The following is a 14,140-nucleotide window of genomic DNA, read 5'->3' on the forward strand; positions in this document are numbered from 1 at the left end:
GGACGTGGTGGATATGGCTGTGGCGGATATGGCTGCGGAGGACGTGGTGGATATGGTTGTGGCGGATATGGCTGCGGAGGACGTGGTGGATATGGTTGTGGCGGATATGGCTGCGGAGGGCGCGGTGGATATGGTTGTGGCGGATGTGGATGCGGAGGACGTGGTGGATATGGCTGTGGCGGACGTGGTGGATATGGCTGTGGCGGATGTGGATGTGGAGGGCGCGGTGGTTGTGGTGGATATGGCTGCGAAGGGCGTGTTGGATACGGTGATGGGTTTAAAGATGGATATGGGCTACCAGAAGGCATAGTAGGGTGAAACGGAATGTTAACATCTACATCTTCGGGATTAAATCCAGGATTGACCAATGAAACACACCTTTCTTCGTTTTTTCTTTTCTAACATATGCCCACTATTATGATTATCATAGGCATTAAACTCGGTGAAAGAGCAATACTTGTGTAATTCATTAAAGTATAAAATGTTATAAAATATATCAAATTTAATTATAATAGAAGAAAATATCATTAAAGGATGTTTAAATAAATGGCCATTATAAAAATCAAGAAAATAAAAGTACAAAATTTACGAAATGTACGACATGGTGAAATTGTGTTAGCGGTAAATTTCGAGACGTTTCTTAAGGCAAATGTTGTAGGTCTATACGGACAAAACGGTTCCGGGAAAACAACTATTGTTGATGCATTTGGCTTGTTAAAGGCACTTATCTCCGGCTGGATTGCTGAAATTAAATTACCATCTCAGGAAAAGAGATTAATTATGGCAGGGGAGGATACGGCAAGTATTGAATTCGAGTTTCTAGTAGAAAATCAATTTGGCACATTTTTTCTCAATTATTATGTAGAGTTACAAGAAGATGAAAATAGACTGTACACAACGGTTGAACGTATAGCTTACAGAGAAAACGAGAAAGGGAAGCGTTCAAAGGTTCTAATTAATGTGACAAAGGAAGACATACAACTACGTAAAGCAAATCTTTCTGATATGAATGAAAAAACGCGTATCCAATTACTAGTCATTCATCAACTATCTAAAAAACAATATATGTCCTTTGTCTTTCATAAAGATTTAAAGCCATTATTACAGGACAGGCTGTCAGAACTAGAAATGCAATTGCTTCATAATTTAGCAATAGATTTTAATCGGGATTTACATGTCGTTAATAATCAAAATATCGCACCATTATTTGAAGAGCGCAGTATGCCCTTTAGTATCCATTTAGAAAAAACTCGTGGTTCTATCCCTTACAATTTGAAGGGGCCAGCGTTATTGCCAGAGGATACGTTTTATGTGTTATGTGAAGTAATAGAGCAAAGTAATCGTGTATTATCAGCGATTATTCCAGGCCTGACTATAAAGATTAATGTACTAACAAAACAAACTATGGATAATGGGGAAAAAGGAATTCGTTTTGAATTTTTATCGCAGCGAGGGGAGCGCGAATTACCACTACGGACAGAGTCAGAAGGAATTTTGAAAATTATTTCTGTACTCAGTGTTCTAATCGCAGTTTATAATAACCCAAATGCTTGTGTAGTAATTGATGAATTAGATTCTGGTGTTTTTGAATATTTGTTAGGCGAGTTGTTAACAGTGATTGATGAGGACGGAAAAGGCCAGCTTATTTTCACGTCTCATAATTTACGTGTGTTAGAGGTGCTAGCTATTAAAAACTTATGGTTTACGACAACGAATGAGGATCGTCGTTATATGCAGCTAAAGGGTATTAAAGAGGTAAATAATGCTCGAGATGTTTATTTACGTGCAATTCAGTTGGGCGGACAGGATGAAGAGGTTTATAAAGAAACGAAGATATTTAAAATTAAGCGTGCCTTTAGAAAAGCGGGTGTCCAGCGTGACTAAAAAGGTTCTTTTAATCATTGTAGAGGGACAGACGGAGCAAATTGTTTTAGAGGATTATCTAGATGAACATTTTGCAAAGTCTACGATTCGCTTCGATGTACAACGGGAGGATATTTTAACGAAGTGGGATGCTAATAAACGGATACCTAATATTAAAAATAGTGTTGCGCGAGTGATTCAGAACTATTTGGAGAAGTATAAGTTTTTAGCGAAGGATTTAACCGCTGTCGTTCATATTACTGATGCAGACGGTTGCTTTATTGCCCCCGAATTTGTCAAGGTAAGGGAAGATATTGAGCGAAATTTATATTATACAGAAGATGCCATATTGGTGAAATCTGAGAAGCGCAAGGAGCAAATCGAACAACGAAATGAAATGAAGGCGAATAATGCCAAAATCCTTATGGCGAATGATCATTTTAGTATTCATCGATTAAAAATACCGTATCAGCTATTCTATTTTTCTACAAACTTAGAGCATGTACTATGGAATGAGCGTAATGAAGTAGCGACGGAAAAGGTGCAAAAGGCTGAGGAATTTATGGAAAGTTTATCGAGCTCCATAGAAGAATTTTTAAAAGAATATCTCCCAGTTAACTCAGCGCTGCCATATAAAGAAAAAATGAAAATGAGCTGGTCATTTTTAATGGAGGGCTGTAATTCGTTACAGCGCGGAACGAATGTACCATTATTATTTGAAATGATTAAATCAGATGTACAATAAAATGCCCTCCGATGTTCAGTGGAGGGCATAGATGTTGACTATCATTTCGATGAGATTAAGGTGTCATAGTATAGCGCTTCGGCAAAACGAGGGGTTGATTTCCGTTCCGACTGGGCGCTTTGTAGCTGCCGCTTCGCTTTCGCGCAGATAAAACATTTGTAGCTGCCGCTTCGCTTTCGCGCAGATAAAACATTTGTTGCTGACGTTTCGCTTTCGCACAGAGCAAAGCTTCCTGGGGGCATCCGATGAGCCGCTTGGGCCAACACGATGTTGGTCACGAAGGCGTTATCACAGGACGTGATGCTTTTAGCCTTCGTTCCTCTATCGCTGATCCCCAAGGAGTCGCCCTGTCTCCACTCCAATCAACCACTTCACTTAGCATGTCACTCTAATTCATAGGGAACTTCAGCAACAATTCTGTGCGAAAGCGTAGTGCAAGCAACAACAAATGTGCGAGTAGCCTGGGACGGAAATCACCTTTATTTAAAGAGCCACAACATTCACAAAGAACTCTCTGACCATTTTGTTTTCAACACTATAAATGCCCTCCAATATTAAAACGGAGGGCATTGGAAATTTAAAAACTGGGGAGGAAAATCAACTAGCGGCCGTTCCCTGTTTTTATGCACAAATGTCTTTAGCGCATTTGCTCATAACTGCGAATATGTCCTAAAATAGCAGGATCTTTTATTTTTGTATCTTCACTTAGCAGTAAAAGCTTTGACATGATTTCGGCTGTGCGTGGGTCGTCATCTACCATTGGTAAGAAAATGCGTCCACGGTGCTGAGAGGGTACGGCGATTATTGGAATCATTGAGCCGCCCACTTGATGGACAACACCACTACCTAAGTGCAGTGTATAGCTAGCAAGTTTGCCTTCAATAAGCGCATGTTGTTTTTTCACTTCAACATTCGTTAGCTTTAATAATTTCGCTAATTCCTCCACAATGAAACTGCGCATATCAATTGTAGAATGGCTTGCCTCAGGGTCGACACCGCCAACATGTGCAATACTTACAACGAGGTCAATATCCCGCATCACTTCAGAGAATATCGTTGCAGGAATATCATCTAATGCTATGTCTTTACCTGTTAAACGATTGTAGAAATAGACCCCCTCAATTGCTGGTGCTTCAATATCTGCTGGCGTAAACCAATCTGCTTGCGTATACAAGGAGGCAACGATGTTTTCCTTGTAATACACTTTTCGTGGTCCTTCATTATGACTAATTTGCCATCCTCGTGTTTTTAGAAGTGCAACCGTTTGAGACGGATTGACTTGATGTCCCGCATAGCGCAATGATCTTTTTTGCCCTTTTTCATCTGCATTCATCACATACAGCTCGCGGAAAATTTGCTTAAATGGCTGTTTTATTTTCTGTTCAAACATAGAAGTTTGCCATTGACGCCATTGACCGCTTTCGAGTAGGTGATATGGATGGGCAATCGTTAATGTTGCTGTCGGAGCAAGTGAAACTATCTCATTCGATAGTAGCTTTAAACCATCCGCAGTTAGTAGTCCGAAATGCTCTTCATTTTTAAAGACGAGTTTTTGAAGAAGCGGTGCTAAAATCGGATGCTCTAATAAATTGATCAGTTCTTCGGCAGAGAATTTAGTTTCAAGCTCCATCGCCTGTTCAAGTGCTGGGCGTGCTCGTTTATATTGCTCCAGCAATTCTTTTCTCGCCTGTTGTAATGCTAAAACTTGCTCCTGCTTTTTCAGTGCAGCAGGAATATTTTTTAATTGTTTTCCGTTTTTTTCGACGATAATCGTAACATTTGCATTTTCTTCAATTTGCAGATGTGCAGTAATATATTCGATCTGTTGTGCATGGAATAAATGTTTTATATCGGTAAAGGCTGATAGCTCCATACGCCATGTGAATCGTGTTGTTTCACCATCTCCTGCATTTCTCGCTAAATTTTCAAGCGCAATGCTAGCTGCACGTGCTTCGCTCGCACGACGCTGTGCTCCAAACTGTTTGCTGTCCTTTACAAATTGCTGGATGAATTGATAGCGTGTTAATGCATCTTTTTGATCCGATTTTTTTAATGGAATAAGACCGAGCGCACGTAATTTATCTTTATTACGTTTATCACGAATTTCTTCCATTAACGGTTTAGGGCTAAGTTTACCTATTGCTGTATCTGCATAAAGCTGTGCTCGACGGTGGTTAGCTCCCTCCGATGCGTATTTTGCTGCATCATAGACGAGTTTGAATTGTTTAGCACCTAGTGTTTGATATGCACTTTGGAACCAAGCTAAATCAAAGGCACCATCACGAAAATCATCAGCAGTAATACTTGAGAAAAGGGCAATCTGATCTTTAGCAAAATCCGATAAATAGTCGGTCGTATGGGCGATAAAGTACCAAGCTGATTCTTTTAATCCTTCCCAGCCAATTACTTCACTAACAAGGTCTATCCAATGCTGGTTATACATCATTGCTTCAATTAGGCGCTCTTTTGAAATATCTGTTTTTTCCCATGCATTTTTTAATTGCTGTACAGTTTCATCTTTTTTAGGATAGCAGCTTGCAAGGAGACGAGAAAAAACATCCTTCTTCGTTTCAGCCTGCCAAATATAGCCACGAGCAAGCTTTTCACCGTCAAGTGCTTGTAAAATTTTTAAGAAATAATCAATACCCTCGACATAGGAAATGCTACTAGTGAGCTCCGTTACTGCTGTAGGAATATCACCGCGCATAAGCTCTATTTCTAAAATTCGATCAATGGCCTGCTCACGAACAGCAAAGAATTTCGATAAGTCTTCAAATGACTCTTTATAATGCTCTATTAATTTGTTTGGAGCAACCAATATCTCAGACGCTAGCGTATTCGTGAAGATGGCTTCAAATAAATGATCCTGAGTGAATAAACCTACATTAAAAGCATCTAAATATTGGGATAATTTTAGATTGAAAATACTCGGGCTATATTGCTCTTTCTGCATCCTCTTTGATAACTCTTCATTAACGGCCAGCATTTTGACATATTCACCGTAAGTCGTATAGGCTAAGAAACATCGATCAACAAAGGTATCAATAACATCTAAATCTACTAATGTTGAAGTAGAGCGATAAAAATAGTCCTTATCTCGTACCTCTAGCTTCCACTGTTCAGCAGGTATTTGCGTTAAAAGCTGAAGCATAATACCGATGGCTTGCTCAAAAGCATTAAATTCTGGCGAATGCTCTTCAAGTAATGCGACAGCCTTTTTATGAAGCGCCTGTTCGCCAACAATATTATTTAAATCAAGTGTGAGGACAGTAAAAATTTGTTTCATTGTTCGCTGATATTTTATTGCATGGAACTTAGTAACGAGATCTTTTATTTCTACATAATTAAAGAATGGCGTGATTAAGGTTTGTGCTGCTTCGCTCAGCTCGTGTGCCGCAGGATATTCAGAGAGATTGTTGTAAAAGTTAAAATAAGCTAAATCCTCTGCACTCAATTTTGATGTCTTGATCCACTGAAGAATTTTATCTGGTATCGGATATACATCAAGACTTGCGTTTCGATTATTTTCTGCTTTTGACGCAACGACATTAAATGTTTGTCCTAATGTTGTTGTGATTGGCGTATCATCCCATTGATATTGATATGTCTCATACTCATATTGGGCATTAGCATCTAATAGTTGAATGAGCTGCTCGAGCTTTAATAAAAGCTTCTCTATATCATAATCAAAGAATTTTTCTAGTGGCATTGTTTCTTGTAAATATAAAGGAACTAGTTGCTGCCATGCTTCCACGCCATTCATCTTTATATCTGTTTTTGAAATGTTGTCATATTGAATAGGAGGATGTGGCGTATATAAACCAAAGCCATTGTCTTCGTTATATTCTGGTACATCACTAGTTAACAATTGATCTAACAACACTTGCTCAGTTTTTGTTATTTTTGGAAGCTGGTCGCATAATGCTGTTATTTGCTCGCTATTTAGGTGATATTCTTTAGAGGCCTCTAACAACAATTCTAGCCCTCCAAGTCGCTTCAACTGCTTCTTGTCCTGAATAAGTCGCTCAGCACATTGTAATATTTTCTCCTGCGACTGTAGCTTTAAGAGGGAAATAGCTTCCTTACGAAGTGAACCTGATTTATTCGCTAAAAGGTCCTCAATTTTTAAAATTTCATCGTCTGTTGGTGTTAGTGATTGTATTTTTTTCAATGCAAGGGAACGATTAATGGAGCTTCGATCTCGTAGAGCGCTAAATAGAAAATCACGTCTTCCTTGCGTAGTATTATCAAGACAATAAATATTAAGAAGGCCGATTCTACTTGTAGGAGAGTAAGAATCTGCATTCGCAATTATACGTTGAAATAGCTCTTCATCTTGTAAATGATTGGCCAAAATTATTTGTGTGGAAATTAAATCTTCTAATGACAAGTGTGCATAGACGAATGATAAAGGTTTTCCTGCAATCGTTATACCATCTTTCGTAAGTTCACTCTTTGCCCATTCAAGCTGTTCAAATAGAAGGTATTCAGTGCCTTGCAGCTGGGTATTTTCCTGCAAGAACTTTTGTATATCCGTAATCCAATCGTTAGCCCAAGCATATTCACTATTAATATAGTTATTTGCGTTTAGGAAATTCCCCCAAGCAAATGTAAATAGCTCAATATCCTTTGTTGTTAAAATGAGACCCTTAACAAACGGAGCAGTGAAGGAAACTTTCCCTAGATTTTTCATAAATGCGAGTGTTGTCAGCTGAATATGCTTTTCGCGTTGTAACAACTCTGGCAAAATAGTATCGAGCTTCGAATAATCCTTCGTTGAAATTGTCCATAGTGCTACGTAAATATCAATCGTTCGTTCACTTTTTAATAGCTCAAAGGTGAAATGATCGTCTTCAATTGCTCGAATCGCTAACGACAATACTTCCTCTGTTACTTTTTGATTTTCAAAGCTATTGTAGCCAAGCCCCATCCAAGTATCGACTGCGCGAATAACTGAGGAGAAACGAGTTAGCTGATGCTCCTGAATAAGCTTCATAATGGTAAGCTGTGCCTCTAATGTGCCATGATCAATATTTTCAACAATGGCTTGGCGTAGTCCCTCTTGACGTGCAGCAGCAACTAATAGTTTACCGAGTGCCTCATGAAGACGAGTATTTGTCGATTTGAAAATACCTCTTATTAGTGGATATCCAAAAAAGCTGCCCTGATGCTCGTCAAATAATATATGTTCAATGGCTTCTTCCATAGCGGGGTTTTCTAATGACAGTTCTTCAGCAAGCATTTGTTCAAAAACATTAAAAGACATTACCCTCGTATTCTCATTTTTAACCACAAAGCAGCTGTAGTTAGGGTATGAACCATGCTCATATTGATTGTGATTCATCAATAATTCCTGTAGATTCATTTCTTCAAATGTCAGCATTTCTTCAATTAATCGTAAGCATTGAAAAAGGTGGTCCTGTATTTGTTGTGTAGATCGAAATGATCTACGCATAATGTCAGTCTGAAACATTGTTGTATCGTAACGTAATACCAATTTCTTAATAGTTAGTGCACGTTCTTGCGATGAAAATAGCGTTAGTACATCGAAAAGGGGTCCGGTAAATAGCTCCTCAAGTGTCGTGATCTTCAAATCAGCAATTTGCTGCTCAATGTCACGATCACGATCATCCATATATTGAAGTAATGCTGTAGCCATTGGTTGAATGGCTTTTGGTGCAGTATCTATTTTACTTTGGAATTGTTTTTTTTGATCGTTTGATAGTGTCATGGAAATCCTCCTTACCAAATTCGTCCTGCTAGCATTGTCAGTTTAATAAATGTAAAAACATCATCTTCTCGTATTGCTAAAGGTTCATTAAGTGAATTTAACTGTTCTTCGTTCTGTAATACTAAAAAAAGTTCGTCTTCAAAGGCTTGAAAAACTATGGATATTGCTTGATCTACAGACTGCGTAGAGGCATTTTTTTTCTCACCAAAATGTACTTTGCCGTGCTGTGCTGCATCCTCCAACTGCTGATCAGTTATATAAATATGAAGCGGAGTATCCACGGCCTTTTCGTTATAATTATGAACCTCTTGTGTGACGAGTTGCTTAAGTAAATCTTTTAAAGTATGGACAGGTTCTTCAATCGTAAATGGGATCTTTTGAAGTTTACGCGATTTTTTGCCGATCATTTTTTGTTGGTAAAATAAACGCAACCTAACACCTCCTTATAGTAATTTCATTATACAAGAGAGTACACAATGAAAAGAATGAGGCGTTTTACACTAGTTGTGTAAAAGAAAAATTGGGAAAAGTGTAACAAATAATTTGTTGCGACGACTTATTAGGGAGTGTAGAAAGTGGTGTGAAGTTTGCATCATGATATATCAAAAATAGAACGTTTGTACGATTGTTATCATCGTGATGTGTATCATTTTGCGCTGTATTATACAAATAGCAAACAAGAGGTAGAGGATATTACGCAAGAAACGTTTTTTAAAGCAATGAAGAAGTTAGACAATTTAAAGGATAAAGATAAAGTAAAAACTTGGATTTTATCAATTGCACGAAATACAGCAGTGGATATACATAGAAGGCAGAAAATAAAGCGTCTATTTTATTATTTATAAACCTTTGTCGAACGTGTCATAAATATTATAAGAAAATTAAAGAAAATAAGGTCCATTCGCTAGAATAAGCGATGGATCTTTTTTGTTTCAGGGAATTTGTTCTTGCTGAGCAATGACATCTTTTCCTTTCCTAATTCATAAGCTTTACAGGTGTGATTTTATCAAGCTAGAAGGAGGCACTGACATTCAAATACATGTTGTACGGGCAGGAGAGTCCTTATGGGGTATTGCGCAGGCATATGGGACAACAGTTCAAAGTGTTGTAGATGCCAATAAAATTCCTGAACCAAATCGATTAGTTATAGGGCAAGCGCTTGTGATACCGATTGTCGGAAATTTCTATTATGTGCAGTCAGGAGATAGTTTATATTCAATTGGCCAACGCTTTGGCATTAATTATTTAACACTTGCTCAGGTGAACAATATTAGTCCGAGTCAACCTTTATCGATTGGTATGCGACTTTATATTCCACCTCAAGCCAAAACAAGGGCTGAAACATTGGCATATTTAGAGCCGAAAGGGACATTCGTTAGTGAGGCATTACTGAGTCAAGCAAGAGAAGCAGGTCCATTTTTAACTTATCTTGCTCTATTTAGCTATGAGGCAAGGCGAGATGGAACGCTTAAGATACCTCCGAGTCAAGGTGTGACACAAATTGCAAATGATACAGGAGCTTCTCTAGCGATGGTTGTTTCAAATTTGGAGAATTTTAGTTTTAGCGGTGATTTGGCGAGAGATATTTTTCAAAGTATAGCAGTACAGGATCTGCTTTTTAATAATATTCTTGAAGAGGCAAAGCGCTTAGGAACCGTTAAAGATATTCATTTTGATTTTGAGAATTTGCCGGGCGATCAACGACAAGCGTATAACAACTTTTTAAGGCGAGCTGTGAGTCGATTCCATCCACAGGGATATACCGTATCGACAGCGCTAGCTCCCAAAACAAGTGCTAGTGAGCGAGGTCCGTGGACAGAGGGGCATGATTATAAAGCACATGGAGAAATAGTGGATTTTGTTATGTTAATGACTTATGAATGGGGGTATTCAGCAGGTCCGCCTATGGCAGTATCGCCACTTCCAGAGGTAGAAGCGGTTGTTAAATATGCAATAAGTGAGATACCTCGGAACAAAATTATACTTGGACAGAATTTATATGGGTATAACTGGACACTGCCTTTTGTACAGGGGGGGCCAAATGCAGAAGCAGTTAGTCCACAAAGAGCAATCGAGATTGCTAAGAAATATAATGCTGCTATTCAGTTTGATTTGAGATCTCAAGCACCGTTCTTTGAATACTATGATGAGCAAGGTAAAGCACATGTGGTGTGGTTCGAGGATGCAAGATCCATTCAAGCGAAGTTTAATTTAATCAAACGGTACAAACTCCGAGGAGTAGGCTATTGGAAGTTGGGTCTACCATTCCCTCAAAATTGGTTATTAATCGGGTCAAATTTTGATGTAGTGAAGAAATGAGAATCTTCTGGAGCAATAAAAAGTTGCTCTATGTCCATTCTATTTTCTTAAAAACATAAATAATACGAAAACATCATTTCCATTTCTGGTAATCTATATTATAATTATGGTAAATGATAATCTAGGAGGGATATTTTGGTAAAGTTTAAAAAGTTAGGTATCATACTAACATCTACTGCATTTTCTGTTAGTGTACTTTCGCCAATGGCACAAGCTTCAGCAAACGTAAAAGAACCGCAAGAGAGAGTTGCAATTCAAGTTTCTTCAACAGAAACAAAAGTAACAAAAAGTATGCTTATTAAGCAATTGAATACAATATTCCCAGACAAGTTCAATTTTGTAACAGAGAATGATTTCGATATGGGACAAGGGCATTACTATAATGATGATAAAACGGTACGCTATGAATTAGGCTTCCATAAGAAAGTCAATGGCAAAGATGTTTATGGTGGTTTTACTTTTAAAGGCGACGATTTAGCATTAGAAAGCTTCCACTATCAACCTGCCAATATAGCGGATGCAATTTATCCTGCTAACTATTCAAAGGCTGAGGCAAAAAAAGTTGCCGAAGACTTCTTGAAGAAAATGCCTAATACTGCCAATTACAAGCTTCGTGAAGATTTAGGGGATGATGATTTTAGTTTCAGTAGACCGATATCTGAACCAATTTCGTATTCATTCGCTTATTCGCCAACTCATAATGGTGTGCCATTTAGTGATGAGAGTATGTCTATTGAAGTTCTAGCAAATGGTGAAGTTGTGAGTATGTATCGTAATACTGGGTCAACTAGTAAAGCAACATTTGACAGCTTAGAACAGAAAAAGAATGAGGCAGACATACTTGCACAGATTCGTGAAAACTTGTCAGTAGAGTTACGTTATTTAATTGACTATAACTACCGAACAGATGAAGCAATTGCTAAGCTTGTGTACATGCCGACAAGCTTCATGGGTGTAAATGCTTTAAATGGGCAATGGCAAACAACAAATGGTTTTACTTCACAAGTACCAAAGACAAAAGGTGTGGAAAAACTTTCAGCACAACCGCTTGAGCCTAGAAAGAAAAATATGACATTAGCTGAAGTTGAAGATTTAGCAAAGTCTCTCTTAAAAGTTGATTCAGACAAAGTAAAGCTGCGAATTGAATCGATTGATGAAGGAGAAAATGAAAATGGCGAGCCAATTTATTCAGTATATTACATGTACGAGTATAGAGATGGTGGAACAGGTACCAGATTTGTAGTGAACAAAGCAACAGGCGAGATTACAGACTACTGGGATATAAGCAGAGAGTTTTCAGAGACAAATGATAAAGTAGAGCCAATCTCAAAAGATGCTGCGTTAGAAAAGGCAATAGGCTACTTAAAAGAGTGGGCTCCGTCATATCTTCATAACTATTCAAAACCATTAGAAGATGCAATATATGATAAGCGTAGTGAGCAATATTACTTCTCGTTCCCACGTATTGTTAATGGCATTGCTGTAATGGGGGATGAAATTTCTGTTAATATCAGTACGGATGGGAAATTACGTGGTTTAACTGTAAATAATCACAAGATTGATAATTGGCCGTCTGTAAACAAGGCTGTTTCTGCTGATAAAGCAAAAGCAATGTATAGCGATGGGTTAAAATTGAATCTACAGTATTCAAAACAGGGTGAAGAGGATAAAAACCATTATGATTTAGTATACTCTCCAGTTTATAACGGAAGCTTGTTCAATCAGATTGATGCAACAACTGGCGAATGGCTACAGAAAGCGAATGATACTAAAGAAAAACCAGCCATCTCACATCCAACAGCTGGTGAAGAACTAACTTATTTACTACGCCAAAATGTGTTAGACGTTAAAGACCCAGCAAACTTTAATGCTGATACAGCTGTAACAAAAGGAGAAGCTTTGAAAATTTTAGTTAAATCATTATCATATGGATATTCTGATTTTGGTCCTTATGGTAGAGAAAATGAGAAGCAATCCTTCAATAATATTGACAAAAAGCATCCATTATATGGAGCCGTTGAACAAGCTGTACGAATGGGTATGTTACAACCGGCGGATCAATTTGCAGTAGATGCAACATTGACTCGTCAAGAGCTTGCAGAATGGTTAGTACGTGTACTGGATTTGGAAAAAGTAGCGAAACATGGTGACATTTATAAGTTAAACTTCACTGATGCAGGCTCGATTGATCCAGCGTATGCAGGCTATGTTGCTTTAGTAAGCGCAATGGGATTAATGGATGCACAGCAAAATAAATTTAATGCTACTGAGAAAGTGACATATGCAGATTTAGCTGTTTCAACAGTTCGTTTAGCAAAAGTTATTAACGAAAATAACAGTGGTCGTAATTACTGGTAATCGATAATGAAAAGGGTATCTCCTATTAGTTGGGGATACTCTTTTTTGTTTGTAGGCGATTTGGGAAATAATATTTAAAGAAAGGAGTGTCAAGATGAGAATGAAATTAGCATTAGTTGTTTCGTTAATGACAGTAGGACTCTAGGGTTGTAATAAGGAAAAAGTACAAGACGTCACTGCCAATGCTCCGACTAACAAAATGCTGGACAGCAGGTGGGTGATACTGCCACTGAACAAATAACATTTAATTTTTTGGAGTTTTCATTGGCTGTTGATTATTCTGCAACTGAGTCTTATGAGGTGGAATATGAAAATAAAAAATCTGGCGTAGAGGCGAAGTTAAAGGATGAACGTAAAAATGAAAAGCTTAAAGGTGATGCTTCCTATACAAAATTAGAACCATTGTTCAAGCAACTGGCATTACTCCAAACGCTGAGGTAATAGATCAGATAATATTAGTATTTAATATTGCTTAAGACTTCCAATCGATTGAGGTTGAAGTGGAGTTTGCTGGCTCTTTTAATTTCGCTAGATTATCGTCTCTCATGTAAGGGCACGAATAAATGAGCCAACATTGTACTTTAGATGATTACAGTAAAACAAAAGGATTGCTGTTTAGAAGCTTATATGTTATTATTATCTCGAATTAAAGATAATTGAATTCGAAGTAAATGAAAAGAGGGAGTCGTATGAAGGAAGACAATCGTAATTTAAAAGCTTTTACGGTAATGTTCCGGGCGTATCAAACGATTCAGGATGCAACAAAGAGAGATTTACTTCAATACGAATTAAATCAAACCGAATTTTCGGTACTTGAGTTTTTATATCACCATGGTGAGCAGCCAATTCAAGTGATTGGAAAGAAAATTTTAATCGCGAGTAGTAGTATTACGTATGTTATTGATAAGCTTGAACAAAAAGGTTTTGTGTATCGACGTGCTTGCCCGAAGGATCGTCGTGTGACATATGTTTTATTAACATATGAAGGACAGACGTTGATGGAAGAAATATTTCCAAAGCATGAACAAAAAATTAACGAGATTTTTGAAGTATTAGATCAACAGGAGATGGACACAATGATTCTGTCTCTGAAAAAGGTTGGTTTGAACGCAGTTAATAAATAA

At 37.8% G+C, this 14,140-nt stretch carries 10 protein-coding genes; 8 read left to right on the plus strand and 2 right to left on the minus strand.

Features of this window, described 5'->3' with window-relative positions; all coding sequences use genetic code 11:
• The 3 genes from ABH968_RS21130 to ABH968_RS21140 form a co-directional block, all read left to right on the plus strand.
• Positions 1-318 (plus strand): hypothetical protein (locus ABH968_RS21130; protein WP_370047176.1); only part of this gene is annotated, 318 nt, incomplete at its 5' end.
• A 228-nt stretch (positions 319-546) separates the two neighbouring features.
• Positions 547-1,884 (plus strand): AAA family ATPase, encoded by a 1,338-nt coding sequence (locus ABH968_RS21135; protein WP_370047178.1) that lies wholly within the window; start codon positions 547-549, stop codon positions 1,882-1,884.
• Positions 1,877-2,608, plus strand: a complete 732-nt coding sequence (locus ABH968_RS21140; protein WP_370047180.1) for a hypothetical protein — start codon at positions 1,877-1,879, stop codon at positions 2,606-2,608. The genes ABH968_RS21135 and ABH968_RS21140 overlap by 8 nt, the downstream gene beginning before the upstream one ends.
• A gap of 637 nt (positions 2,609-3,245) precedes the next feature.
• On the opposite strand, the gene ABH968_RS21145 is transcribed toward ABH968_RS21140, so the two are convergent.
• Positions 3,246-8,339, minus strand: a complete 5,094-nt coding sequence (locus ABH968_RS21145) for a DUF4132 domain-containing protein (RefSeq protein ID WP_370047182.1) — start codon at positions 8,337-8,339, stop codon at positions 3,246-3,248.
• Between the two features lie 11 nt (positions 8,340-8,350).
• A complete protein-coding gene (locus ABH968_RS21150; protein WP_370047183.1) occupies positions 8,351-8,770 on the minus strand; it encodes a hypothetical protein in 420 nt (139 codons plus the stop codon).
• A 156-nt stretch (positions 8,771-8,926) separates the two neighbouring features.
• Here ABH968_RS21150 and ABH968_RS21155 point away from each other — a divergent pair, with 156 nt between their 5' ends.
• The 5 genes from ABH968_RS21155 (at position 8,927) to ABH968_RS21175 (ending at position 14,140) form a co-directional block, all read left to right on the plus strand.
• The gene (locus ABH968_RS21155; protein ID WP_370047185.1) at positions 8,927-9,184 is read left to right on the plus strand and encodes an RNA polymerase sigma factor; all 258 of its coding nucleotides are present in this window, start codon (positions 8,927-8,929) and stop codon (positions 9,182-9,184) included.
• A gap of 301 nt (positions 9,185-9,485) precedes the next feature.
• The gene (locus ABH968_RS21160) at positions 9,486-10,658 is read left to right on the plus strand and encodes a glycosyl hydrolase family 18 protein (RefSeq protein ID WP_483308128.1); all 1,173 of its coding nucleotides are present in this window, start codon (positions 9,486-9,488) and stop codon (positions 10,656-10,658) included.
• 135 nt (positions 10,659-10,793) lie between these two features.
• Positions 10,794-13,016: a YcdB/YcdC domain-containing protein gene (locus tag ABH968_RS21165; protein WP_370047186.1), complete on the plus strand. Its 2,223-nt coding sequence runs from the start codon at positions 10,794-10,796 to the stop codon at positions 13,014-13,016.
• Between the two features lie 264 nt (positions 13,017-13,280).
• Positions 13,281-13,457, plus strand: a complete 177-nt coding sequence (locus ABH968_RS21170; RefSeq protein ID WP_370047188.1) for a YusW family protein — start codon at positions 13,281-13,283, stop codon at positions 13,455-13,457.
• Positions 13,458-13,705: 248 nt separating this feature from the next.
• The gene (locus ABH968_RS21175; RefSeq protein WP_370047190.1) at positions 13,706-14,140 is read left to right on the plus strand and encodes a MarR family winged helix-turn-helix transcriptional regulator; all 435 of its coding nucleotides are present in this window, start codon (positions 13,706-13,708) and stop codon (positions 14,138-14,140) included.

Origin of the sequence: Lysinibacillus sp. RC79 (assembly GCF_041262405.1) — a bacterium.
Lineage (GTDB): Bacteria > Bacillota > Bacilli > Bacillales_A > Planococcaceae > Lysinibacillus.

Excerpts from the sequence above, each read along its gene's own strand:
- ABH968_RS21175 (WP_370047190.1), top strand. The coding sequence starts at position 13,706 with ATGAAGGAAGACAATCGTAATTTAAAAGCTTTTACGGTAATGTTCCGG.
- ABH968_RS21135 (WP_370047178.1), top strand. The coding sequence starts at position 547 with ATGGCCATTATAAAAATCAAGAAAATAAAAGTACAAAATTTACGAAAT.
- ABH968_RS21145 (WP_370047182.1), bottom strand. The coding sequence starts at position 8,339 with ATGACACTATCAAACGATCAAAAAAAACAATTCCAAAGTAAAATAGAT.